We start from the raw sequence: 24430 nt of genomic DNA, 5'->3' as shown, positions 1-24430 counted from the left end.
ATTTTTTGCACAAATGTGCGAAAAAATTTAAATAAGCTAATTTGTTCTATAATGTATTGACGTACTGAGATAAAGGTGATACATTCTAGTTACAAACAAAAATAAATCACTTTCAAACAAAAGAACAGGTTTTTGTTAATTATAAAGATAGGAGCGATTGTAACATATGGAAATGATTGTAGCAGATCAAATTATCATGGGTCTTATCTTAGACGCTGGTGATGCCAAGCAGCATATTTATCAAGCTTTATCACTAGCTAAAGATGGTAAGTTTTCAGAATGCGATGAGCAGATTGAGCTGGCAGATAAGGCGCTGTTAGAGGCCCATAACTTGCAGACCAAGTTCCTAGCTCAGGAAGCTGGAGGAACGAAAACAGAGATTACAGCGCTGTTTGTTCATTCTCAAGATCATTTGATGACTAGCATTACAGAGATTAACCTCATCAAAGAAATCATCGACTTGAGAAGAGAATTACAAGGGGAAAAATAAATCATCAGGAGGATGAAAAGATGGTTAAGATTGGTTTGTTTTGCGCGGCAGGTTTTTCAACAGGAATGTTGGTCAACAATATGAAAATAGCTGCAGCTGAAAAAGGGTTGGAAGCTGAGATTGAAGCCTACTCTCAGGCTAAGTTGGCTGATTATGCAGCGGATCTGGATGTCGCTTTATTGGGCCCGCAGGTAGCCTATACACTAGACAAATCTACAGCTATTTGCGACAGCTGCCATACTCCGATTGCAGTTATTCCGATGGCTGATTACGGTATGCTAGATGGTGAAAAAGTGCTAAACCTCGCTTTGAGTTTGTTGGATAAACATTAAAATCAAGGAGCTTCGTTATGTCTAAAGTGGATACTCAAAAAATCATTGCGCCGATTATGAAGTTTGTCAATATGCGCGGGATTATCGCCTTAAAAGATGGTATGTTGGCAATTTTGCCTCTTACAGTTGTGGGAAGCCTATTCTTGATTGTAGGGCAATTACCATTTGAAGGTCTAAATCAAGCCATTGCTGGTGTGTTTGGGACGGACTGGACAGAACCGTTTATGCAGGTTTATTCAGGAACCTTTGCCATTATGGGGCTGATTTCTTGTTTTTCAATCGGCTATTCTTATGCCAAGAACAGCGGTGTAGAGCCTCTGCCGGCAGGGGTGTTGTCTCTTTCTTCTTTCTTTATCCTTTTGAAATCCTCCTACATACCAGAAAAGGGTGAGGCGATTGCAGATGCGATTGCCAAGGTCTGGTTTGGCGGTCAAGGAATCATTGGGGCCATTCTCATTGGTCTGGCAGTTGGCAGTATCTATACGATTTTCATTCAAAAGCATATTGTCATCAAAATGCCAGAGCAGGTTCCGCAAGCGATTGCCAAGCAGTTTGAAGCCATGATTCCTGCTTTCGTTATTTTCTTGCTGTCAATGATTGTTTATATTATTGCCAAGATAGCGACTGGTGGCGGTACCTTTATTGAGATGATTTACGATGTCATTCAGGTGCCTCTGCAAGGTCTGACGGGCTCTCTGTATGGAGCTATCGGTATTGCTTTCTTCATTTCTTTCCTGTGGTGGTTCGGCGTCCACGGTCAGTCCGTTGTCAATGGTGTCGTAACAGCTTTGCTACTGTCAAATCTAGATGCCAATAAGGCCCTGCTTGCTGCAGATAAGCTGTCCGTTAGTCAAGGCGCTCATATTGTGACCCAACAGTTCTTGGATAGTTTTCTTATCTTATCGGGATCCGGTATTACTTTCGGAGTGGTCGTGGCCATGCTCTTTGCTGCCAAGTCCAAACAGTATAAGGCTCTGGGGAAAGTTGCTGCTTTCCCGGCAATCTTTAATGTCAATGAGCCAGTTGTCTTTGGTTTTCCGATTGTGATGAATCCGGTCATGTTTCTGCCCTTTGTTTTGGTACCGGTTCTAGCCGCTTTGATTGTCTACATGGCGATTGCGGTCGGCTTTATGCAGCCATTCGCAGGTGTGACTTTGCCTTGGAGTACACCGGCTATCATTTCTGGCTTTATGGTCGCTGGCTGGCAAGGGGCAGTCATTCAAATTGTCATCTTAGCCATGTCCGCCTTTGTCTATTTCCCATTTGTGAAGTTTCAGGATAAGATTGCCTACAATAACGAGTTGAAAAATGAAGAATAATCTGATTTTGATGGATAAAAACACAAAAGTTTCTTGGCTCGGATGGCACAAATGTGCAAAAAATCTTTAATTCAGTAATCGCCTATAAATGATTGAATTCTAGGATTTTGCATGTTACAATAGTTACGAAAGAAATAAATTAAATTTCATAAGAAAGGTCGTGGCCAAATGATCCAAGTAAAAGAAGTAGAAAAAACAACAATAAAAACAGACTATTTTGGTAGCTTAACAGAGCGGATGAATAAGTATCGGGAAGATGTTTTAAATAAAAAGCCCTATATTGATGCAGAGCGTGCTGTCCTAGCTACTAAGGCCTATGATAAACACAAGGAAAAACCAAATGTGTTGAAGCGCGCTTACATGCTCAAAGAGATTTTGGAAAATATGACGCTTTATATTGAAGATGAAACAGTGATTGTCGGTAATCAAGCTTCATCTAATAAAGATGCGCCTATTTTCCCAGAGTATACTTTAGAGTTTGTACTCAATGAACTAGATCTTTTTGAGAAGCGGGACGGAGACGTCTTCTACATTACAGAGGAAACCAAAGAGCAGCTCCGCAGTATTGCTCCTTTCTGGGAAAATAATAACCTCCGTGCGAGAGCTGGAGCTCTCCTTCCAGAAGAAGTTCAGGTTTATATGGAAACAGGCTTCTTTGGTATGGAAGGAAAGATGAACTCTGGGGACGCCCACTTGGCGGTCAACTATCAAAAACTCTTGGCTTATGGACTGAAAGGTTTTGAAGAAAAAGCTCGGGCAGCTAAGGAAGCTTTGAATTTGACCGATCCGGCTAGTATTGACAAATACCACTTTTATGATTCCATTTTCATCGTTGTGGATGCTGTGAAAGCTTATGCGGAGCGTTTTGTTGCTTTGGCCAATCAGCTGGCTGAAAAAGCAGAGCCTAAGCGCCGTCAGGAGCTCTTAGAAATCGCTAGAATCTGTTCTAAAGTGCCGTATGAGCCAGCATCAACCTTTGCTGAAGCTGTTCAGTCTGTTTGGTTTATCCAGTGTATCCTTCAGATTGAGTCTAACGGACATTCACTCTCTTATGGACGCTTTGACCAGTACATGTACCCTTATGTCAAAGCAGATTTGGAAGCTGGACGTGAGACAGAAGCTAGCATTGTAGAACGCTTAACCAATCTCTGGATTAAGACGATTACCATTAATAAAGTGCGCAGTCAGGCCCACACATTCTCATCTGCAGGCAGTCCCCTTTATCAAAATGTGACAATCGGGGGCCAAACGAGAGATAAGAGAGATGCAGTCAACCCACTTTCCTACCTTGTCTTGAAATCTGTAGCTCAAACTCATCTTCCTCAGCCGAATCTGACCGTTCGTTATCATGCAGGCTTAGATGCTCGCTTTATGAATGAGTGTATCGAAGTCATGAAGCTTGGCTTCGGTATGCCGGCCTTCAATAATGATGAAATCATCATTCCGTCCTTTATTGCTAAAGGAGTTTTGGAAGAAGACGCATACGACTACAGTGCTATCGGCTGTGTGGAAACTGCTGTGCCTGGTAAATGGGGCTACCGTTGTACAGGTATGAGCTACATGAACTTCCCTAAGGTGCTCCTTATCACTATGAACGATGGGATTGATCCAGCATCTGGCAAGCGCTTTGCGCCAAGTTTCGGTCACTTTAAAGATATGAAGAGCTTTGCTGAGCTGCAAACGGCTTGGGACAAGACCTTGCGCCACTTGACCCGCATGAGTGTCATCGTGGAAAATTCTATCGACCTATCTCTTGAAAGAGAAGTGCCGGATATCCTCTGCTCAGCTTTGACAGATGACTGTATCGGACGCGGCAAGCATTTGAAAGAGGGCGGAGCTGTCTATGACTATATTTCCGGTCTTCAAGTCGGTATTGCCAATCTATCAGACTCACTGGCGGCTATCAAGAAGCTGGTCTTTGAGGAAGGCAGGCTGACTCCAGCTGAACTCTGGCATGCACTTGAAACGGACTATGCAGGTGAGCGTGGTAAAGAAATTCAAGAGATGTTGATTCATGATGCACCGAAATATGGTAATGATGATGATTACGCAGATAAGCTAGTGACAGATGCTTATGATATTTATGTGGATGAAATCGCTAAATATCCAAATACCCGCTATGGCCGCGGTCCAATTGGCGGTATCCGCTACTCTGGAACTTCTTCTATTTCAGCCAATGTAGGTCAAGGTCGCGGTACCTTGGCGACACCAGATGGCCGCAATGCCGGAACACCGCTCGCTGAAGGCTGCTCTCCATCCCACAATATGGATAAGAACGGCCCGACCTCCGTATTAAAATCTGTTTCTAAATTACCGACAGACGAAATCGTAGGTGGCGTTCTGCTCAATCAAAAAGTCAATCCTCAGACCCTGTCTAAGGAAGAAGATAAAGTGAAACTTATTGCCTTGCTTCGTACATTCTTTAACCGTCTGCATGGCTATCATATCCAATACAATGTCGTTTCTCGGGAAACATTGATTGATGCTCAGAAGCATCCTGAAAAACACCGCGATTTGATTGTTCGCGTTGCAGGCTACTCTGCTTTCTTCAATGTGCTTTCCAAGGCGACGCAAGATGATATTATTGGACGTACGGAGCACACATTGTAAAAGAGGTCCAATTTATGGAATTCATGCTTGATACCTTAAATTTAGAGGAGATAAAAAAATGGTCGGAAGTCCTCCCTTTGGCGGGAGTGACTTCCAATCCGACCATCGCAAAAAAAGAAGGAAAAATAGATTTCTTCGAGCGGATTCGAGCTGTTCGGGAAATCATAGGAGAAGGCCCATCTATCCATGTGCAGGTTGTTGCCAAGGATTATGAGGGAATCTTGAAAGATGCTGCTGAAATTCGAAAAAAATGCGGCGATGCTGTCTACATTAAAGTTCCGGTCACACCGGCTGGGCTGGCAGCTATCAAAACTCTTAAAGCAGAAGGCTACAAGATTACAGCGACAGCCATTTATACAATCTTTCAAGGGCTATTAGCCATTGAAGCGGGGGCTGACTATCTTGCTCCTTACTATAACCGCATGGAAAATCTCAATATTGATTCAGATGCTGTGATTAGTCAGCTGGCTCAGGCGATTGAGCGGGATCATTCCGCCAGCAAAATATTGGCAGCTTCCTTTAAGAATGTTGGTCAAATCAATCGTGCTTTTGCTGATGGGGCTCAAGCTATTACAGCAGGACCAGATATCTTTGCAGCAGCCTTTGCCATGCCGTCTATCGCTAAGGCAGTGGATGACTTTGCAGCAGACTGGTCAGCAATTCACAATCAGGAATACATTTAAAAGGCATATATAATGCTCTATCTATAAAAAAGAAAGAGGTGTTCTATGAGAATTTTTGCAAGCCCGTCTCGTTATATTCAGGGAGAAAATGCCCTGTTTGAAAATGCAAAACAGATTCTTCAGTTAGGCAGCCATCCAGTCTTGCTTTGTGATGATATGGTTTACCAGATTGTTGGGGAAAAGTTCAATGACTACCTTACCCGTTATGGCTTTCATGTGCTGCATGTAGCTTTTAACGGAGAAGCTTCTGATGCTGAAATTGATCGGGTCGTTGCTCTGGCTGAAAAAGACGGAGCAGACTTGGTTATTGGTCTAGGTGGTGGAAAAACCATTGACAGTGCGAAGGCGATTGCAGACATACTAGGACGTCCTGTGGTCATTGCGCCAACCATTGCCTCTACAGATGCCCCAACTTCAGCACTTTCTGTTATCTATACAGAAGATGGCGCCTTTGAAAAGTATATTTTCTATAGTAAAAACCCTGAACTCGTCTTGGTGGATACGAAAGTAATTGCTGGAGCGCCAAAACGGCTTCTGGCTTCTGGGATTGCAGATGGTTTAGCGACTTGGGTAGAAGCGCGTGCTGTCCAGCAAAAAAATGGCACTACCATGTTGGGACAAAGACAGAGTCTGGCTGGTGTGGCGATTGCGAAGAAGTGTGAAGAAACACTGTTTGCAGATGGCCTGCAGGCTATTGCGGCCTGTGAAGCGAAAGTCGTGACTGCAGCTCTGGAAAATATCATTGAAGCCAATACCCTTCTCAGCGGTGTGGGATTTGAGAGCGGCGGTTTAGCGGCAGCCCATGCTATCCACAACGGCTTTACAGCTCTCACAGGCGATATTCACCACCTGACCCACGGCGAAAAAGTTGCCTATGGGACCTTGACCCAGCTCTTCTTAGAAAACAGACCTAAAGAAGAATTGGAAAAGTATATTCGCTTCTATAAAAAGATTGGTATGCCGACAACTCTGAAAGAAATGCATTTAGAAAATGCCAGCTATGAAGATTTGCTCAAAGTTGGTCAGCAAGCGACGATTGAGGGCGAAACCATCCATCAGATGCCATTTGAGATTTCAGCTTCTGACATTGCAGGTGCCATTCTAGCAGTCGACCAATATGTTAGGGATTTGGATAAATAAAAGTAAAATACAAAACAAGCTACCTTTCAACTGTAGGGTTGACAATGTGGCTTGTTTTTTGGTGAGATTACCAGATGTAAGGAAAAACTCGGTATCTAACCTTTTGGCAATAAGCTTCGTAATTTTTCCCAAAGTGATTGCCTAAAGCTTTTTCTTCTACTCTAAGTCGAATGCTATATCCTAACATGAGTAAAATAAGACTGATAATGATTGTAAGAGGATTTAATGAGGTAATCGATAGGCCAAGGATAGACAAGATACTGCCAGTATAAGCAGGATTTCTCACAATAGCATAAGGACCATGGTCTACTAATTGTTGACTATCGGTTGTCTGAACGGCCAGTGTGAAGTTTTTTCCGAGATAATTGACTGCATAGACCCGCAATGCGAACCCTGCTAGAGAGATGAGAATTCCAAGATAGATAGTGAGGCTGGGTAAGTGGGGGACAAAGTCGAGAAATTGTCCGTTTATCAAAAATAAGCAGCAGATAACACTGCCGATAATGATGTAGCGGCTCCCTTTATCTGCAGAGTCGTTTACATTGTTTGACTTAGTTTTATTTTTAATCCACATTTCTGTGCTAATAAAAATAACAAGGAAAACATAAGTGAAAATAGTTTGTAAATTCATGATTATTCCTCCGGCCAGAATTATACAACTTTTAATTTTAGAGGTCAATCAGAGACTAACGCTTTAGAGATGAGTTATAGTTTTTGTCAGTGAAAACTGGATTCCGTCTTTCAAAATTCCTTGAAAATGGTATAATAGAAACAGTACAAAAAATGGAGAAAAGAATGGCTTATTATAATCACAAAGAAATCGAACCCAAGTGGCAGAAATATTGGGCAGAGCACCATACATTTAAGACAGGTACGGATAAGGACAAGCCTAACTTTTATGCGCTGGACATGTTTCCTTATCCGTCAGGAGCGGGGCTCCATGTAGGGCATCCGGAGGGCTACACGGCGACAGATATCCTCAGCCGCTACAAGCGGGCTCGGGGCTATAATGTCCTGCATCCTATGGGCTGGGATGCCTTTGGTCTGCCGGCTGAGCAATATGCCATGGATACAGGCAATGACCCAGCTGACTTTACAGCGGAAAACATTGCCAACTTTAAGCGTCAAATCAATGCTCTTGGCTTCTCCTATGACTGGGACCGGGAGATCAATACAACTGACCCTAACTACTACAAGTGGACCCAGTGGATTTTCACAAAGCTTTACGAAGAAGGCCTGGCTTATGAAGCTGAGGTGCCAGTAAACTGGGTTGAAGAGCTGGGAACGGCTATCGCCAATGAGGAAGTCCTGCCAGACGGGACATCTGAGCGTGGTGGCTATCCAGTTGTCCGCAAGCCTATGCGTCAGTGGATGCTGAAAATCACAGCCTATGCAGAACGTTTGCTCAATGACTTAGAGGAGCTGGACTGGCCTGAGTCTATCAAGGACATGCAACGCAACTGGATTGGAAAATCAACCGGTGCCAATGTAACTTTCAAGATCAAGGACACAGACAAGGACTTCACCGTCTTTACGACTCGTCCGGACACTCTTTTTGGTGCAACCTATGCTGTTTTGGCTCCTGAGCATGCTCTCGTTGATGCCATTACAAGTGCAGAACAAGCCCAAGCGGTTGCAGACTACAAACACGCAGCCAGCCTCAAATCCGACTTAGCTCGGACTGATTTGGCTAAGGAGAAGACTGGTGTCTGGACAGGAGCTTATGCTATCAATCCAGTTAACGGCAAGGAAATCCCCATCTGGATTGCTGACTATGTGCTTGCAAGCTACGGAACAGGAGCCATCATGGCTGTTCCTGCCCACGATGAGCGCGACTGGGAGTTTGCTAAGCAGTTTGATTTAGAGATTATTCCGGTTCTAGAGGGGGGCAATGTTGCAGAAGCTGCTTATACAGAGGACGGTCCGCACATTAACTCGGGCTTCCTAGATGGCTTGGACAAGGCTGCCGCTATTGAAAAAATGGTTGCTTGGCTGGAAGCAGAAGGTGTCGGAAATGAAAAAGTCACCTATCGCCTGCGCGACTGGCTCTTTAGTCGTCAACGCTACTGGGGTGAGCCGATTCCAATCATTCATTGGGAGGATGGGACTTCAACAGCTGTTCCTGAAAATGAATTGCCACTTGTCTTGCCTGTAACCAAGGATATCCGCCCTTCTGGTACTGGTGAAAGTCCTCTGGCTAATCTGACTGACTGGCTGGAAGTGACTAGGGAAGATGGTGTCAAAGGACGCCGTGAAACCAACACCATGCCTCAATGGGCAGGTTCTAGCTGGTATTACCTGCGTTACATTGACCCGCACAATAATGAGAAGTTAGCAGACGAAGACCTGCTCAAGGCCTGGCTACCAGTTGATATTTACATCGGTGGTGCAGAGCATGCCGTGCTCCACCTTCTCTACGCTCGCTTCTGGCACAAGTTCCTCTATGATCTTGGAGTGGTTCCGACCAAAGAGCCTTTCCAAAAACTCTTTAACCAAGGGATGATTCTGGGGACTAGCTACCGTGATCACCGTGGAGCACTTGTGGCGACTGACAAGGTGGAAAAACGCGATGGTTCTTTCTTCAACATCGAAACGGGAGAAGAACTAGAGCAAGCGCCTGCTAAGATGTCTAAGTCTTTGAAGAATGTGGTCAACCCAGACGATGTAGTAGAGCAATATGGTGCCGATACGCTTCGTGTTTATGAAATGTTCATGGGGCCACTGGATGCTTCCATCGCTTGGAGCGAGGAAGGTCTGGAAGGCAGCCGCAAGTTCCTAGATAGGGTCTACCGTTTGATTACAAGTAAAGAAATCGTTGCGGATAACAATGGTGCTCTTGACAAGGTCTACCATGAAACAGTCAAGTCTGTCACAGAGCAGATTGAGGAGCTCAAATTTAACACAGCCATTGCCCAGCTCATGATCTTTGTCAACGCAGCCAACAAGGAAGAAAAACTCTATGTCGAATATGCTAAAGGTTTCATTCAATTGCTTGCGCCTTTTGCACCGCATTTGGCTGAAGAACTCTGGCAGTCACTAGCTCAAACAGACGAGAGCATCTCCTACGTAGCTTGGCCAACTTATGATGAAAGCAAGCTTGTCGAAGCAGAGGTCGAAATCGTAGTTCAAATCAAGGGAAAAGTTCGTGCTAAGCTAGTCGTAGCCAAAGATCTGAGCCGTGAGGAACTGCAGGAAATCGCTCTGGCAGATGAGAAAATTAAATCTGAAATCGCCGGCAAAGAAGTCGTGAAAGTGATTAGCGTTCCAAATAAACTGGTTAATATCGTGGTGAAATAATACGTTTGCTACAGCATTATAGTGATTATAAAGAAAGGAGTCGTTTAAAACGGCTCTTTTTCAATACTTTTCTTCTCTTAAATAGTAGAACTTTTCTCATTTTTCGATTTTCTCTTGTATTAGTCCTGAGTTTTATTTATAATCATTATAAATAAAAAGAAAGAGAAAATTAAAATAGTGGAAGAACATAAAATTGATACGAACTTTAGTGGGCGGCTGAATATCTTGCGAGCTGGGGTTTTAGGAGCCAACGATGGTATTATTTCCATCGCAGGAGTAGTAATCGGGGTGGCTAGTGCGACGGACGATGTCTGGATTATCTTTCTGTCTGGTTTGGCGGCAGTCTTTGCGGGTGCCTTTTCTATGGCTGGAGGAGAATATGTATCAGTTTCTACTCAAAAGGATACAGAGGAAGCTGCTGTTGCCAGAGAGCGAGAGCTTTTAGAGAAAAATCCAGATATCGCTAGGCAGTCGCTCTATGCTGCCTATGTTCAAAATGGCGAGTGTGAGACTTCTGCCCAGCTCATGACCAATCGGGCTTTTCTCCAGGAGCCGTTGGAGGCTTTGGTACAGGAAAAATATGGCATTGAGATTGAGGAGTTCACTAATCCTTGGCATGCGGCTATCTCTAGCTTTTTAGCTTTTGCTGTTGGTGCACTTTTTCCTATGATTACCATTATCCTGCTTCCTGCCAGCGTCCGTATCTGGGCAACTGTTCTAATCGTGGCCTTGGCCCTTTTGGGAACAGGTTACACCAGCGCTAGATTGGGCAAGGCACCGCTCAAAAATGCTATGATTCGCAACCTCGTGATCGGACTTTTAACCATGGCGGTCACCTATGCAGTAGGACAAGTATTTGCAATTTAACAATGGAAAGCATTGAAGTCAGTAGTTTTACTGGCTTTTTGAGTTGTCAAATCTAGAGAAAAATCCATCTTTAACTATTGTCTGAATGAGTTCAGAGCCCTTCTTCCCATTCTCTAATTCCAAAGTTCGAGAGAAAGAAGTGCGTGGCACTTCTTTTTTGTGAAAATTTTCTTTATATCAAGAAAACTTTTGGAAAATATGATATAATAGTTGCGTATAAAATATGAAAAGGAGTTTTTGTAACATGGCAAAACTTACTGTTAAAGACGTTGATTTGAAAGGTAAAAAAGTCCTCGTTCGTGTAGACTTTAACGTACCATTGAAAGACGGAGTGATTACAAATGATAACCGTATCACTGCTGCTCTTCCAACTATTAAATACATCATTGAGCAAGGCGGTCGCGCAATTCTCTTCTCTCACCTTGGACGTGTCAAAGAAGAAGCGGACAAAGAAGGTAAATCACTTGCACCAGTAGCTGCAGACTTAGCTGCTAAATTAGGTCAAGACGTTGTTTTCCCAGGTGTCACTCGTGGTGCTGAATTGGAAGCAGCTATCAATGCTCTTGAAGATGGACAAGTTCTTTTGGTTGAAAACACTCGTTTTGAAGATGTTGACGGCAAGAAAGAATCTAAAAACGATCCAGAACTTGGTAAATACTGGGCATCTCTTGGAGATGGTATCTTCGTAAATGATGCATTCGGTACAGCTCACCGTGCACACGCATCTAACGTTGGTATCTCAGCAAACGTTGAAAAAGCTGTTGCTGGATTCCTTCTTGAAAACGAAATTGCCTACATCCAAGAAGCAGTTGAAACTCCAGAACGTCCATTCGTAGCCATCCTTGGTGGTTCAAAAGTATCTGACAAGATCGGTGTTATCGAAAACTTGCTTGAAAAAGCTGATAAAGTCCTTATCGGTGGTGGGATGACTTATACATTCTACAAAGCGCAAGGTATCGAAATCGGTAACTCACTTGTAGAAGAAGATAAATTGGATGTTGCGAAAGCTCTTCTTGAAAAAGCAAACGGCAAACTGGTTCTGCCAGTTGACTCTAAAGAAGCAAACGCATTTGCTGACTACACTGAAGTGAAAGATACTGAAGGTGAAGCAGTGGATCCAGGCTTCCTTGGTTTGGATATCGGTCCTAAATCTATCGCTAAATTTGATGAAGCCTTGACTGGTGCGAAGACTGTTGTCTGGAATGGTCCTATGGGTGTATTTGAAAACCCTGACTTTCAAGCTGGTACAATCGGTGTTATGGACGCTATTGTGAAACAACCTGGCGTAAAATCAATCATCGGTGGTGGTGACTCAGCTGCTGCAGCCATCAACCTTGGCCGTGCAGACAAGTTCTCATGGATTTCTACTGGTGGTGGTGCATCAATGGAACTCCTTGAAGGTAAAGTATTACCAGGACTTGCAGCATTGACTGAAAAATAAGCAGTAAGTTTAGAATCTTTGATCTTGTAGAGAACAAGTACAAAACTGTAATAAGGAAAGACTAGCAAGAGCTGGTCTTTTCTTGTATTCTCATTGTTCATTTGAAGGAAGAGAGAGCAAAGAAGAACAAAATGGACAATTTATAGATATGTGTCTATCTTTGTTTCGAGGTAAATAAAAGGAGCAAAAAATGCTTGCAAAACGAGGCAAAACTTGTTAGGATTAAGATACATATTTATTCTGATGCTTAAAGAGGATCAAAATAAGCATGGATCTTCTGATGGGAGGTTTCCATTACTTTTTGATTTTCAGAGGGCATGAGAAAACTGCTGACTGTAGAAGTTAGCAGAGGGAGGAGAAAAATGAAGAAAAAAGAAGTTTTTGGTTTTCGGAAAAATAAGGCTGTTAAAACTTTATGCGGTGCTGTTCTGGGTGCGGCTTTTTTAACGTCAACGATGCAAGCAAGAGCAGATGAAGTAGTATCGGATACCAATGGTCCTATCAATACTGAAATGGTGGGTACTGGAAATGCAGCGACCAATCTGCCTCAAGCTCAAGGACCAGCCAGTCAGGCATCTAAAGAGAGTCAGGCGCAAGCAGGTCAGGCGGATGGCGGTGTGACAGTGACTGTTTCAACAGCTGATTTAGATGAAAGCGTCAAAAAGGCTCAAGAAGCAGGCCTGACAGTGGTCAAAGACCCAGCTGTTGACAAAGGAGCAGTCCAGACTGCTCAAGAAACTGCAGATAAAAAAGTGGAGATTGCAGCAGATTATCAAGCTCAAGTAACCGAGATTGATACCAAGGTCAAGGAATACAAAGAAAAAGTATCAGCCTACGAGGCGGAAGTGGCTCGGATTACAGCAGAAAACAAAGCGACAGCGGAGCAATATGCTAAAGATTTGGCTGCCCATCAAGCAGAAGTAGCTCGGATCACAGCAGAAAATGCTCAGCTGAAAGCAGATTATGAAGCTGCCCTTAGTAAATACAAAACGGATTTAGCAGCGGTTCAAAAGACGAATGCGGATAACGCGGCGGCTTACCAAGCGGCAAAAGCGGCCTATGATGCAGAGTTGGCCCGTGTCCAAAAACTGAACGCAGAAACAAAGGCTAATTATGATGCGGCTCTGGCGGCTTATGCAAGTGAGCTTGATCGTGTTCAGAAGGCGAATGCGGCGGCTAAGGCACGGTATGAAAAAGCTTTAGCGGATACTCAAGCTGCAAATTCTAAGATTGCTGCTGATAATGAAGCTATTAAACAGCGGAATGCGGCTGCAAAAGCGTCCTACGAGGCAGCACTTGCCCAATATCAAACAGATTTAGCTACTGTCCGAAAGACGAATGCTGATAATGAAGCGGCATATCAAGCTGCTCAGGCGAATTATCAGGCAGAATTGGCCCGTATCAAAAAGGAAAATCAAGATAAAAAAGATCAATATGAAGCAGATTTAGCAGCTTATGAAGCTAAAAAGACTCAAATTGAAGCTGAAAATGCAGCAGCTCAAAAAGAATATGAGCAAAAGCTAGCAGAGAATCAAGCTAAGAATGCCACTATAGCAGCTGAAAACGAAGAAATCAAGAAGCGTAATGCTCAAGCCCAAGCAAACTATCAAGCTCAGTTGGCCCAGTATAATGCTGATTTGGCTGTCTATAACACAAAATTAGCCAAGTATCAGCAAGATAAGGCTAAATATGATGCTGAACAGGCCAAGATTAAGGCTGGACTGGCTCTTGCAGAAACAAAGAAGACTGAAGACGGGCATTTGAGCCGTCCAATTGCGCAAAGCCTGGTTTTCAAATCAGAACCTAATGCTAATTTGTCACTGACTACAACTGGTGAGTTTGTCAGCTATGCTGGTATGGAAGCCGCTGTAAAGAATACTGCAGAGTTTTCTAAGAAATTCTTCCAACTGGACAACTTCAAAGTAACAGATATTCAAAATGCTAACTATCAGACCAACCAGCAGGAAAGCTTTGGTACAGTTGGCAAGTATGCAGGCTACAGTTCTAACGTAACAAGCGGTAAAGGGCCAACTGAATGGTCTTCTGTCTTGTTGCGTCGTGGTGAGTCTGCTACAGCAACCTATACAAATCTCCAGGGGACTTATTATCGAGGGAAAAAAGTTTCTAAAATTGTCTATACTTATACCCTTGATCCAAGCTCTCAATTCCGCAATGATAAGGCCTGGTTAGGTATTTTTAAAGACCCGACCATGGGAGTTTTTGCTTCAGCTTATACAGGAAATTTTGAAGATGCAACCTCTCTCTTTGTGAAGACGGAATTTGTCTTTTATGATGATAAAGGCCAACCTATTAATTTTGATCAGGCTTTGATGTCCGTGGCTTCCCTCAACCGTGAAGCTAATTCTATCGAAATGGCCAAAGATTATACCGGAACTTTCAACAAGATTTCGGGTTCATCAGTTGGTGAAAAGAACGGCCAAATCTATGCGACTGAGTCTGAAAACTTCAAAAAAGATGTTGGCGGATCTCGCTTCACCATGTATAAGAATAGTCAGCCGGACTCAGGCTGGGACACTACAGATGCTCCGAATTCATGGTATGGAGCAGGAGCGGTAGAAATTTCTGGCACGACCAACAGTATGACGATTGGAACAATTTCCTCTTCTGAAGTGTTAGGCCAGCCAGAGGCTACTGATCCACGTAGGGCTGACAAACTAGCTCCTAAGAAACCAAATATTTGGTTTGCGATTAATGGTGATGTTCGAGCGACTGATCTGCCAATCATCACAGTAGAAGAACCGGAAGCGCCCGTAGCTCCTACAGCTCCTGCAGTGCCAAGTGAAGAAGCGCTTAAGCCTTTGGATCCAGCTCCAACTGCACCAACACCGAAGGCTCTTCCAACACCTCCGGCAGCACCGACTTATGAAAAAGAACCGACGCCACCGACACGTACACCGGATACCCCAGAGCCTAGTAAGCCTTCTGAGCCAAGCTATGAAGTAGAAAAAGCTGTCCGGCCAGCAGTGGTAGAACCGACCTATGAAAAGGAGCCAACCCCTCCGGCAGCACCAACTTATGAGAAGGAGCCGGAAGCGCCAACTCCTACACCAGATACACCGGAGCCTAATAAGCCGGTAGAACCAACTTATAGCCCGCTACCAACCTCACCAGCAGAGCCTGTTTATCAAAAAGAGCCAGCAGCGCCCGTAGCTCCGACTGTGCGCTATCATTATCATCTCTTGCAATCTCAACCGCAGATTAATAAAGAGATTCAAAATGACCAAGGCACCAATATTGATAAGACTCTGGTGGCTAAGCAGTCCGTCGTTCAGTTTGCTCTAAAGACAGAAGCTCTTCCAGCTGGACGCAGTGAGACGACTTCATTTGTCATTACTGATCCGTTGCCAAGTGGTTATGAAGTTGACTTAGCAGCAACAAAAGCTGCTAGTGCAGGTTTTGATGTTAGTTATGACAAGGCTAGCCACACAGTGACATTTAAAGCAAATGCAGCAACCTTAGCTACTTATAACGCAGATACGACCAAAGAAGTTGCTACGCTCTTTCCGACAGTGGTTGGCCGAGTGCTCAACGATGGCGCAACCTATACTAATAATTTCACCCTGACAGTCAATGATGCCTATGGTGTCCGCTCAAACGTAGTACGCGTGACTACACCAGGTAAGCCTGATGATTCAGACAATCCTAGCAATAATTACATCAAGCCAACCAAGGTCAATAAAAACAAGGCAGGATTGGTGATTGATGGTAAGGAAGTCTTGGCTGGTTCGACCAATTACTACGAGCTGACTTGGGATTTGGATCAGTATAAGGGTGACAAGTCATCTAAGAGCACGATTCAAAAAGGTTTCTACTATGTAGATGACTATCCGGAAGAAGCACTTGAACTTCGTCCGGAATTAGTCAAGCTAGTAGATGCGGATGGCAAAGCTGTGGCAGGTGTAACATTGACCCACTACGAGAGCCTTGAAACAGCCCCTGCAGCAGTTCGAGAGCTCCTTCAAAAGGCCAATATCACTGTTAAAGGTTCTTTCCAACTCTTTGCAGCAGACGATGCCCAAGCCTTTTATGACCAATATGTCGTAACAGGTAAGTCTTTGACGATAACAAGCCCTATGGCTGTCAAAGAAGGAATGGGCCGCACAGGTGGTAAATTCGAGAACCGGGCTTATCAAATTGACTTTGGAAATGGTTATGCGACAGACGTAGTCGTCAACAATGTTCCTAAAATCAGTCCTGAAAAAGATATTACTCTGAGCCTTGATCCAGCAAGTGCGGAGAACTTGGATGGCAAGGAACTGACGTTGGGACGGCACTTTAACTACCGTCTCATCGGCGGCTTGATCCCTGCTAACCATTCTGAAGATTTGACAGACTATAGCTTTGTGGATGATTATGATCAACGAGGCGATGAGTACACGGGTGCTTACAAAACCTCTGCCAAAGTAGATATCATGCTCAAAGATGGTAAGGTGATAAAGGCTGGTACAGATTTGACTGAGTATACAGCTGCGAATATTGATCTTGAGAAAGGGTTGATTTCTATTCGTTTCAAGGAAGAATTCTTAGAGACTATTTCTCTGGATTCAGCTTTTCAGGCTGAAACCTATCTACAGATGAAGCGGATTGCTGCAGGTACTTTTGAAAATACCTACATCAATACTGTCAATCATGTAGTCTATGCTTCAAATACAGTTACAACAGTCACTCCTAAGGCACAGCCTCTACTTGTTTCGGATGTAAAAGATCCAAGAAGAGTCAATCCAACTCCAGCAGCGAAAAAGATTCCTGTTTCTCTTCTGCCAGAAACAGGAACAGAAGATACAGTCTATCTGCCATATCTAGGTTTAGCAGCCATTATTGGTGCTTTAGGTCTAGGAAAATTGAAAGGTAAAGAAGACTGATAATAGATGAGGCTAGGGAATCCCTAGCCTTTTATCTTTAAAAATACTGCTAAATCTCATGTAGCAAAAGTCTAAATCATTTGTAACATGACAAAAACATAACTCTAAAAAAACTGACATGTAAATATTGTATGATTTTTTTATCATCAAATTATACGGAGAAATACATTTATGAAAAAAGCATTTGCTAAAGCAACTCTTGGTTTAACTTCTACAGCTTTTTTGGCGACAATCGGCGCTCAAGCTGTTCATGCAGATTCTTATGTTGTCCAGCAAGGGGACTCTTTTTTTGCCATTGCTAGTGCCAATGGAATGAATCCTTACGAACTTGCTGCCAATAATGGAAAATCAATTTTTGATACGATTAACCCAGGAGATGTGCTGCAAGTAAATGGTACAGCTTTGGCGCAGACTTACAATCCTTACAGTGCCCCAGCTTATGAAGCGACAAGCGATGCTGCTTTGGTATCTGATACTGAAGATGTTGTCTTAAATACGCCAACTGACTATGGCAATTCTTACCCAATCGGCCAATGTACCTGGGGCGTGAAAGAAATGGCGCCTTGGGCAAGTAACTGGTGGGGCAATGCTAATACTTGGGCAATTAATGCTGGTGCTCAGGGTTATGCAACAGGAAATGTTCCAGTACCAGGTGCTATTGCAGTTTGGGATGGTGGCGAATACGGACATGTTGCTTATGTGACAGATGTGCAAAGCGACAGCTCAATTCAAGTTCTAGAAGCGAACTACAATCGCCAAAAGCAAATTAACAACTATCGTGGCTACTTTAATCCAAATGAATTTATGGGTGGCGTTACCTACATTTATCCAAACTAAAGATAATAAAAACGAGGCTGAGACAGATAATGTCTCAGCTTTTAAATAGTCGATAGCTCTTGATGCGGTATCTGATAGGGCTTTTTCTTTGTGTGGGAAAAGTCCTGAGCAGAAAGAGTTTTTTTGAGACGAAATATGTTAAAATGAAGAGAGGGAGGATTTCCTGGAAGGAGACTAATGAGTTATTTCAATAAGTACAAGTTTGATAAATCGAAATTTCGTCTGGGCATGCGTACCTTTAAAACCGGTCTGGCTGTTTTCATCATTCTACTGCTCTTTGGGCTTTTTGGTTGGAAAGGGCTGCAAATCGGTGCTTTGACGGCAGTCTTTAGTCTTCGTGAGGATTTTGATAAGAGTGTCCACTTCGGGACATCGCGAATCTTAGGAAACAGCATCGGTGGTTTTTACGCTCTGCTCTTTTTCATTGCCAATAGTGTCTTTAAGGAGCAGTATTGGGTCACCCTCCTTTTGGTACCGGTCTGTACCATGCTGACAATCATGACCAATGTCGCCATGAACAACAAGGCGGGAGTCATTGGCGGGGTATCTGCCATGCTGATTATTACCCTGTCTATTCGGCCGGAAGATACCATCTTGTATGTCTTTGCCAGAATCTTTGAAACCTTTATGGGAGTCTTTGTTGCAATTCTGGTAAATTCTGATATAGATCGGCTGCGAACCATTTTTGAAAAGAAAAAATAAAATCTGTGTAAGAAAATCTGACATTATTTCTTGACATAATATTTATTTCGTCCTATAATAGTTCGTAGAGAGGAATTTGAATGAAGGAAAAAGAGTTTCGCCGAAACATGGCAGTCTTTCCCATCGGCAGTGTTATGAAACTGACGGACCTATCTGCCCGTCAGATCCGTTATTATGAAGACCAGAATCTGATTACCCCTGCTCGGAATGAGGGCAATCGTCGGATGTATTCTTTGAATGATATGGACCGCCTTTTAGAAATTAAAGATTATATTTCGGAAGGTTATAATATCGCTGCAATTAAGAGGAAATATGCTGAGCGTGAAGCCAAGTCCCGCAAGACCATTAGTGACAAAGATGTCCGCCGTGCCCTGCATCATGACATCTTGCAGCAAGGCCGTTTTGCTTCTTCTCTGCCAACCTTTGGTCAGATGCGTCGACCATAGCTATTTTGTTTGATTACAAGGAGAAATTTAATGTCTATTACAGCAGCTGATATCCGTCGCGAAGTAAAAGAGAAAAATGTTACCTTTATTCGTCTTATGTTCTCTGATATTTTAGGGACTATGAAGAATGTGGAAATTCCTGCCACGGATGAACAGCTTGACAAGGTCTTATCCAATAAAGCCATGTTTGATGGTTCTTCCATCGAAGGTTTTGTCCGTATCAATGAATCAGATATGTATCTCTATCCTGATTTGGATACTTGGACAGTGTTTCCCTGGGGAGATGAAAACGGCAGTGTAGCGGGTCTGATTTGTGATGTTTACACGACGGATCATGTACCGTTTCTAGGGGATCCTCGCAGTAACCTCAAGCGCGCCCTCAAGCATATGGAAGAGCTGGGCTTCAAATCCTTTAACCTCGGACCAGAGCCAGAGTTTTTCCTCTTTAAGTTGGATGAAAATGGGGACCCGACGCTGGAAGTAAATGACAAGGGTGGTTATTTTGACTTGGCGCCGACAGACTTGGCAGATAATACTCGTCGGGAAATCGTCAATGTCCTGACCAAGATGGGCTTTGAAGTAGAAGCTAGTCACCATGAGGTAGCAGTTGGCCAGCACGAGATTGACTTTAAGTATGACGAAGTGCTTCGTGCTTGTGATAAGATTCAGATTTTCAAGCTGGTTGTGAAAACTATTGCTCGTAAGCATGGTCTGTATGCAACCTTTATGGCTAAGCCTAAGTTTGGCATTGCAGGATCTGGTATGCACTGTAACATGTCCCTCTTTGATCAAGACGGAAATAATGCCTTCTTCGATCCAGAAGATCCAAAGGGTATGCAGCTGTCAGAAACAGCCTACCATTTCTTGGGTGGATTGATTAACCATGCCTATAACTACACAGCTATCATGAACCCAACGGTTAACTCATACAAACGTCTGGTTCCTGGCTATGAAGCGCCAGTATATATCGCTTGGGCAGGACGCAATCGTTCACCATTAGTGCGTGTGCCAGCTTCTCGTGGTATGGGTACTCGCTTGGAACTGCGCTCCGTTGATCCGATGGCTAATCCATATATTGCTATGGCTGTTCTCTTGGAAGTTGGACTGCACGGTGTTGAAAATAAAATCGAAGCTCCAGCCCCAATCGAAGAGAATATCTATATCATGACTCCTGAGGAGCGGAAGGAAGCAGGAATTACAGACCTGCCATCAACTCTTCACAATGCCTTGAAAGCCTTGACAGAAGACGAAGTCGTTAAAGCAGCACTTGGCGATCATATCTATACAAGCTTCTTAGAAGCTAAGCGTATCGAGTGGGCTAGCTATGCAACCTTTGTCTCTCAATGGGAAGTGGATAATTATTTAGATTTATACTAAACTTAGAGCAGGAGGATTGGCATATCCCCTGCTTTTTCGTGGAGGAGGAGAAAGATGGAAAAATTTCATGATTTTATAAAGCAGGTTTTTGATGAGCAATATGAGGCTAGTTTTGGTTCAGGCATGCTTGAAAAACTTGAGCCTCAAGATTATTATCTAAGGCGAGAGGAAGATGGCCGGTTAATTGCCTTGCTCCATGCCCAACAGGTGCTGGAAAACATTCATATCAAGGCTTTGGTGGTGGATAAAGAACATCAGAAAAAAGGTTTGGGAGCCAGTCTGCTGGCAGAATTAGAAGAAAAGGCTGCAGAAGTTGGAGCTACTAGTATAACCTTGTCCACTAAATCTTATCAGGCCAAGGATTTTTACATCAAGCAAGGCTATGAAATCTACGCCAGTCTATCAGATGTCCCACAAAAGGGCATTACCAAATATCATTTTATCAAGCGATTGAGCTGAGCTATTCTCAAGTAGATGGAAGTCAATTTGGCTTCTGTTTTTTAATATTCATTTGCATACATTCAGTATGTATGTTAAAATAAAGTTTAAGAAAAGGAGAACAAATGATTACCAGTTTATACCCCGTTTTAATGAGCGAAGATGTCCATCAAGCGGCACAATTTTTCGTTGACCATTTCCAATTTCAGGAAACCTTCCATTCAGATTGGTATATTAGTTTAAAGAATATCGAGAGTGGTTTTGAGCTTGCTTTTATTGATAGTAAGCATGGGACAGTGCCACAAGCCTACCAGTCTAAGGCGAGTGGCCTAATCATCAATATCGAAGTTGACAATGTGGATTGTCTTTATGAAGAATTGCGTCAGCAAGAAGAAATGGAGTTCCTTCTTCCCATTAAGAGTGAAGATTTTGGTCAGCGCCATTTCATTGTGAAAGCGCCGGGTTCTGTTTTGGTTGATGTCATTCAAGTCATTCCACCTAGCGCTGAGTTTGCGGCAAATTATTTGGAGAGTGAAGATGAATAAAAAGCAGCAGGCTTCTCTAGAGACAAGCAAGAAAATATTAGCTATCGCCCGGAAACATTTTTCTTTAAAGGGTTATGCAGAAACTTCCTTGGAAGAAATTGTAGATGAGTTGGGAATGACAAGAGGTGCACTTTATCACCATTTCGGGAATAAGAAAACTTTATTTACCGCCGTACTGGCACAAATTCAATCCGAACTGGGATCTTATGTAGAAAAAAACGCCCTGGAAGCACAGGATTCTTGGGAGCAGTTGGTGGAAGGCTGTGTTGCTTTTGTTCGTTTTGCGACCTTGACGGAAAATAAACGTATTCTCCTGCTTGATGGTCCCAATGTCGTTGAGTGGAAAGAGTGGCGTCGTCAGGACGAGGCTAATTCTTTCTTTCATTTGAGAGAGCAATTAGACATTTTATCTAAAGAAGGAAGACTTATCTCTATTGATCTGGATATGGCAGCTCATATGATTTCAGGTGCCTTGAATGAGTTGTCTCTTTATCTGGCTGAGAAAGAGGAAGAAGCAGAAGTCAGAGAAGCAGCGAGAAGTCTGTTAAGGGGATTTAGAAATTATGGCAAAAAAGGTTAAAGATTATTATGATTTGGTTTATGCGGAGGATTTGAGCCGTCGCTTGCAAACAGTAACAGATAAATTTGATGCTCAGCATTTTATGTCTCTAGTTGAAAGCGAATTAGAGGCTTTGGAATTTACTCAGCGTCAAGAGTTGCTGGCAAAGAGTATCAAAGAATGCTTGCCGCTTTCTTATGCTGATTCTCTGAAGGTTTTTGAGCAGATACTTGGTCCGGAGTTAGAGGGCGGCTTGGGGATGTTCTCAGAAGGGTACTGGTTGTGGCCGATTGGCAAATACGTAGAACTTTACGGAAGTCAGGAATTCGAGCTGAGTGCAGCCTTCAGTAAGGAATTAACCAAGCGATTTACTGGAGAATTTTCCATGCGCCCCTTACTGGCTAATTATCCTAAAGCTACGATGGATTTACTGCTAGAGTGGGGTAAAGACGAGAATATGCGCGTCCGCAGGTTAGCCAGCGAGTGTATGCGGATTCGTCTGCCTTGGGCTAAGAAGCAGACTGTTGTCTTAGATTATTTTGATGAATTTACCGCTATTTTAAGGAATCTAAAGGATGATGCGGATAAATCAATCCAAAAAAGTGTCGCTAATAATCTTAATGATTTATATAAAGAAGCTCCTGAAAAGTTTGAGAGGGTGATTGGGACTTGGCAAGAGGAAAAACTGAGTCCGAGTTGCGCTTGGATTATCAAGCATGCCTCTCGAACAAAAAATAAAGCAGAAAAATAAGCCTTGCTAAATCTAGCAAAGCTTATTTTTTAGTTGTCTTCGTCTGGTGTAAGCACCATCGGAATGATAATAGGTTCGCGCTCAGTGCTTTCGTAGAGGAAAGGACGCAAGGCATTGACGATAGCGCCGCTGACAGATTGGACGCTGGCATCTTTATTCTTGAGTGCAATGCGAATGGCATTGAAGAGGATACGCTGGCTTTGGCGAATGAGGTCACCTGATTCACGCATGTAGATAAAGCCGCGGCTGAGAATATCTGGACCGGCTAAGATCATCTTGGACTCAAAGTCAACTGTTGCGACAGCCAGAACCACACCGTCCTCTGACAGGTCTTTACGGTCGCGCAGGACTGCAGCTCCGATTTCACCAATGCGGTTCCCATCAACATAAATATCCTGAGCGTTGAAGCTGCCGGCAATACGAGCTGAGTCAGCTGTCAGAGCCAGCACATCACCATTGCTCATGATGAAGATATTGTCTTTTGGTACTCCAGTATCAACGGCTAGACCTGCATGGACTTTCTGCATACGGTATTCACCATGGACTGGCATGAAATATTTAGGCTTGATCAAGCGAAGCATGAGTTTCTGCTCTTGCTGGCCACCGTGTCCAGAGGTGTGGATGTTGTTAATCTTACCGTGAATCACTTCTACACCAGCCTCGGAAATGATGTTAATCAACTTGTTAACGCTGGTCGTATTTCCAGGGATAGGACTGGATGAGAAGATGACTGTATCTCCAGGTTGCAGCTGAACCTGACGGTGAGTACCATTGGCAATCCGAGACAGGGCTGCCATCGGCTCACCCTGACTTCCGGTACACATAATCAGTACTTCGCCAGCTGGATAGTCCTTGAGCTCATTTGGCTCGATGAAGGTATCTTTAGGAACCTTGATATAGCCCAGCTCAATCCCATTGACAATAGCCTTTTCCATGGATCGGCCAAAGACCGCAATCTTACGTCCGGTCTTAACAGCAGCATCTGCTGCCTGCTGGAGCCGGAAGATGTTTGAGGCAAAGGAGGCGAAAATAATCCGTCCATGAATGCCTTCGATAATCTTCATGATAGACTGTCCGACCACTTTTTCGGAATTGGTAAAAGTCGGAACTTCAGCATTGGTCGAGTCTGATAAGAGGCAGAGAACGCCTTCCTCGCCTAGAGCAGCCATGCGGTGCAGGTCGGCCGGCTCACCGACTGGTGTAAAGTCAAACTTGAAGTCACCGGTACAGACAATCTTACCCTGCGGCGTATGGATGACAATTCCCAAAGGCTCTGGAATAGAGTGGGTTGTCCGGAAGAAAGTAGCTTTCAGATGCTTGAACTGCAGTTCTGTGTTTTGATTGATTTCATAGAGCTTGGCATCGCGCAAAAGTCCATGTTCTTCTAGCTTGCCGCGAATGAGGGCCAAGGCCAAAGGACCGGCATAGATAGGAACATTGGCTTGCTTGAGCAGGAAAGGAATACCGCCGATATGGTCCTCGTGCCCGTGGGTGATGAGGACAGCTTTTACGCGGTCAATATTTTCCACGATATAAGAGTAGTCGGGAATGACATAGTCAATTCCTAGCAGGTCGTCTTCTGGGAATTTGATACCGGCATCCACGATGATGATTTCATTTTGGTATTCAATCCCGTAGGTGTTTTTACCGATTTCGCCTAACCCACCAATCGCAAAAACGCCAACTTCTTTGGGTTTTAAGGTATATGCCATG

Annotated in this window: 20 protein-coding genes; 18 read left to right on the top strand and 2 right to left on the bottom strand. The window is 43.7% G+C overall.

All coding sequences use genetic code 11. The annotated features are described in order from the left end of the window. The first annotated feature begins 166 nt into the window (after positions 1-166). The 6 genes from K1I80_RS08595 (at position 167) to K1I80_RS08570 (ending at position 6574) form a co-directional block, all read left to right on the top strand. The gene (locus K1I80_RS08595; protein ID WP_002896659.1) at positions 167-490 is read left to right on the top strand and encodes a PTS lactose/cellobiose transporter subunit IIA; all 324 of its coding nucleotides are present in this window, start codon (positions 167-169) and stop codon (positions 488-490) included. 20 nt (positions 491-510) lie between these two features. Further along, positions 511-822, top strand: a complete 312-nt coding sequence (locus K1I80_RS08590) for a PTS sugar transporter subunit IIB (RefSeq protein WP_002896658.1) — start codon at positions 511-513, stop codon at positions 820-822. A gap of 17 nt (positions 823-839) precedes the next feature. Next, positions 840-2141: a PTS sugar transporter subunit IIC gene (locus K1I80_RS08585; RefSeq protein WP_223313569.1), complete on the top strand. Its 1302-nt coding sequence runs from the start codon at positions 840-842 to the stop codon at positions 2139-2141. 168 nt (positions 2142-2309) lie between these two features. Then, the gene (locus tag K1I80_RS08580) at positions 2310-4751 is read left to right on the top strand and encodes a glycyl radical protein (protein ID WP_223313568.1); all 2442 of its coding nucleotides are present in this window, start codon (positions 2310-2312) and stop codon (positions 4749-4751) included. Between the two features lie 14 nt (positions 4752-4765). Beyond that, positions 4766-5434, top strand: coding sequence for a fructose-6-phosphate aldolase (locus K1I80_RS08575; RefSeq protein ID WP_223313567.1), 669 nt, complete (start codon positions 4766-4768; stop codon positions 5432-5434). A gap of 45 nt (positions 5435-5479) precedes the next feature. Continuing rightward, positions 5480-6574, top strand: a complete 1095-nt coding sequence (locus K1I80_RS08570) for a glycerol dehydrogenase (protein ID WP_223313566.1) — start codon at positions 5480-5482, stop codon at positions 6572-6574. 67 nt (positions 6575-6641) lie between these two features. Here the strand turns inward: K1I80_RS08570 and K1I80_RS08565 are convergent, their stop codons facing one another. Next, positions 6642-7205, bottom strand: a complete 564-nt coding sequence (locus K1I80_RS08565) for a methyltransferase family protein (protein WP_223313565.1) — start codon at positions 7203-7205, stop codon at positions 6642-6644. Between the two features lie 164 nt (positions 7206-7369). On the opposite strand from K1I80_RS08565, the gene leuS reads away from it, so the two are divergent. From leuS to K1I80_RS08505, 12 genes are all read left to right on the top strand, one after another. After that, the gene (gene leuS / locus K1I80_RS08560; RefSeq protein ID WP_223313564.1) at positions 7370-9871 is read left to right on the top strand and encodes a leucine--tRNA ligase; all 2502 of its coding nucleotides are present in this window, start codon (positions 7370-7372) and stop codon (positions 9869-9871) included. Between the two features lie 177 nt (positions 9872-10048). Next, on the top strand, positions 10049-10738 hold the full coding sequence (locus K1I80_RS08555) for a VIT1/CCC1 transporter family protein (protein WP_111676608.1): 690 nt from the start codon (positions 10049-10051) through the stop codon (positions 10736-10738). Positions 10739-10982: 244 nt separating this feature from the next. Continuing rightward, positions 10983-12179: a phosphoglycerate kinase gene (locus tag K1I80_RS08550; RefSeq protein ID WP_002926909.1), complete on the top strand. Its 1197-nt coding sequence runs from the start codon at positions 10983-10985 to the stop codon at positions 12177-12179. 317 nt (positions 12180-12496) lie between these two features. Then, positions 12497-17062: an antigen I/II family LPXTG-anchored adhesin gene (locus tag K1I80_RS08545; RefSeq protein ID WP_317627757.1), complete on the top strand. Its 4566-nt coding sequence runs from the start codon at positions 12497-12499 to the stop codon at positions 17060-17062. A 171-nt stretch (positions 17063-17233) separates the two neighbouring features. Beyond that, on the top strand, positions 17234-17899 hold the full coding sequence (locus K1I80_RS08540) for a COG3942 and LysM peptidoglycan-binding domain-containing protein (RefSeq protein ID WP_223324190.1): 666 nt from the start codon (positions 17234-17236) through the stop codon (positions 17897-17899). Positions 17900-18076: 177 nt separating this feature from the next. Then, positions 18077-18601: an FUSC family protein gene (locus K1I80_RS08535; protein ID WP_002896642.1), complete on the top strand. Its 525-nt coding sequence runs from the start codon at positions 18077-18079 to the stop codon at positions 18599-18601. 80 nt (positions 18602-18681) lie between these two features. Beyond that, on the top strand, positions 18682-19047 hold the full coding sequence (locus K1I80_RS08530; protein WP_002896641.1) for a MerR family transcriptional regulator: 366 nt from the start codon (positions 18682-18684) through the stop codon (positions 19045-19047). A 30-nt stretch (positions 19048-19077) separates the two neighbouring features. Further along, the gene (gene glnA / locus K1I80_RS08525; RefSeq protein ID WP_004193809.1) at positions 19078-20424 is read left to right on the top strand and encodes a type I glutamate--ammonia ligase; all 1347 of its coding nucleotides are present in this window, start codon (positions 19078-19080) and stop codon (positions 20422-20424) included. A 54-nt stretch (positions 20425-20478) separates the two neighbouring features. Continuing rightward, positions 20479-20883, top strand: coding sequence for a GNAT family N-acetyltransferase (locus K1I80_RS08520; RefSeq protein ID WP_223311903.1), 405 nt, complete (start codon positions 20479-20481; stop codon positions 20881-20883). Positions 20884-20987: 104 nt separating this feature from the next. Further along, positions 20988-21407, top strand: coding sequence for a VOC family protein (locus tag K1I80_RS08515; protein WP_223311902.1), 420 nt, complete (start codon positions 20988-20990; stop codon positions 21405-21407). After that, a complete protein-coding gene (locus K1I80_RS08510; protein ID WP_223311901.1) occupies positions 21400-21987 on the top strand; it encodes a TetR/AcrR family transcriptional regulator in 588 nt (195 codons plus the stop codon). The genes K1I80_RS08515 and K1I80_RS08510 overlap by 8 nt, the downstream gene beginning before the upstream one ends. Then, entirely contained in the window at positions 21971-22717 is a 747-nt protein-coding gene (locus K1I80_RS08505) for a DNA alkylation repair protein (RefSeq protein ID WP_223313562.1), read from the top strand. The genes K1I80_RS08510 and K1I80_RS08505 overlap by 17 nt, the downstream gene beginning before the upstream one ends. A gap of 29 nt (positions 22718-22746) precedes the next feature. Here the strand turns inward: K1I80_RS08505 and rnjA are convergent, their stop codons facing one another. Then, on the bottom strand, positions 22747-24429 hold the full coding sequence (gene rnjA, locus K1I80_RS08500; protein ID WP_002898451.1) for a ribonuclease J1: 1683 nt from the start codon (positions 24427-24429) through the stop codon (positions 22747-22749). Between the last annotated feature and the right edge of the window lies 1 nt (position 24430).

Source organism: Streptococcus sanguinis, from assembly GCF_019929225.1.
GTDB classification, from domain to species: domain Bacteria; phylum Bacillota; class Bacilli; order Lactobacillales; family Streptococcaceae; genus Streptococcus; species Streptococcus sanguinis_J.
The sequence above is the reverse complement of the archived record's forward strand: the minus strand, read 5'-3'. Positions and strand labels throughout refer to the sequence as shown.

Excerpts from the sequence above, each read along its gene's own strand:
- K1I80_RS08595 (WP_002896659.1), top strand. The coding sequence starts at position 167 with ATGGAAATGATTGTAGCAGATCAAATTATCATGGGTCTTATCTTAGAC.
- K1I80_RS08590 (WP_002896658.1), top strand. The coding sequence starts at position 511 with ATGGTTAAGATTGGTTTGTTTTGCGCGGCAGGTTTTTCAACAGGAATG.
- K1I80_RS08585 (WP_223313569.1), top strand. The coding sequence starts at position 840 with ATGTCTAAAGTGGATACTCAAAAAATCATTGCGCCGATTATGAAGTTT.
- K1I80_RS08580 (WP_223313568.1), top strand. The coding sequence starts at position 2,310 with ATGATCCAAGTAAAAGAAGTAGAAAAAACAACAATAAAAACAGACTAT.
- K1I80_RS08575 (WP_223313567.1), top strand. The coding sequence starts at position 4,766 with ATGGAATTCATGCTTGATACCTTAAATTTAGAGGAGATAAAAAAATGG.
- K1I80_RS08570 (WP_223313566.1), top strand. The coding sequence starts at position 5,480 with ATGAGAATTTTTGCAAGCCCGTCTCGTTATATTCAGGGAGAAAATGCC.
- K1I80_RS08565 (WP_223313565.1), bottom strand. The coding sequence starts at position 7,205 with ATGAATTTACAAACTATTTTCACTTATGTTTTCCTTGTTATTTTTATT.
- leuS (WP_223313564.1), top strand. The coding sequence starts at position 7,370 with ATGGCTTATTATAATCACAAAGAAATCGAACCCAAGTGGCAGAAATAT.
- K1I80_RS08550 (WP_002926909.1), top strand. The coding sequence starts at position 10,983 with ATGGCAAAACTTACTGTTAAAGACGTTGATTTGAAAGGTAAAAAAGTC.
- K1I80_RS08545 (WP_317627757.1), top strand. The coding sequence starts at position 12,497 with ATGAGAAAACTGCTGACTGTAGAAGTTAGCAGAGGGAGGAGAAAAATG.
- K1I80_RS08540 (WP_223324190.1), top strand. The coding sequence starts at position 17,234 with ATGAAAAAAGCATTTGCTAAAGCAACTCTTGGTTTAACTTCTACAGCT.
- K1I80_RS08535 (WP_002896642.1), top strand. The coding sequence starts at position 18,077 with ATGAGTTATTTCAATAAGTACAAGTTTGATAAATCGAAATTTCGTCTG.
- K1I80_RS08530 (WP_002896641.1), top strand. The coding sequence starts at position 18,682 with ATGAAGGAAAAAGAGTTTCGCCGAAACATGGCAGTCTTTCCCATCGGC.
- glnA (WP_004193809.1), top strand. The coding sequence starts at position 19,078 with ATGTCTATTACAGCAGCTGATATCCGTCGCGAAGTAAAAGAGAAAAAT.
- K1I80_RS08520 (WP_223311903.1), top strand. The coding sequence starts at position 20,479 with ATGGAAAAATTTCATGATTTTATAAAGCAGGTTTTTGATGAGCAATAT.
- K1I80_RS08515 (WP_223311902.1), top strand. The coding sequence starts at position 20,988 with ATGATTACCAGTTTATACCCCGTTTTAATGAGCGAAGATGTCCATCAA.
- K1I80_RS08510 (WP_223311901.1), top strand. The coding sequence starts at position 21,400 with ATGAATAAAAAGCAGCAGGCTTCTCTAGAGACAAGCAAGAAAATATTA.
- K1I80_RS08505 (WP_223313562.1), top strand. The coding sequence starts at position 21,971 with ATGGCAAAAAAGGTTAAAGATTATTATGATTTGGTTTATGCGGAGGAT.
- rnjA (WP_002898451.1), bottom strand. The coding sequence starts at position 24,429 with ATGGCATATACCTTAAAACCCAAAGAAGTTGGCGTTTTTGCGATTGGT.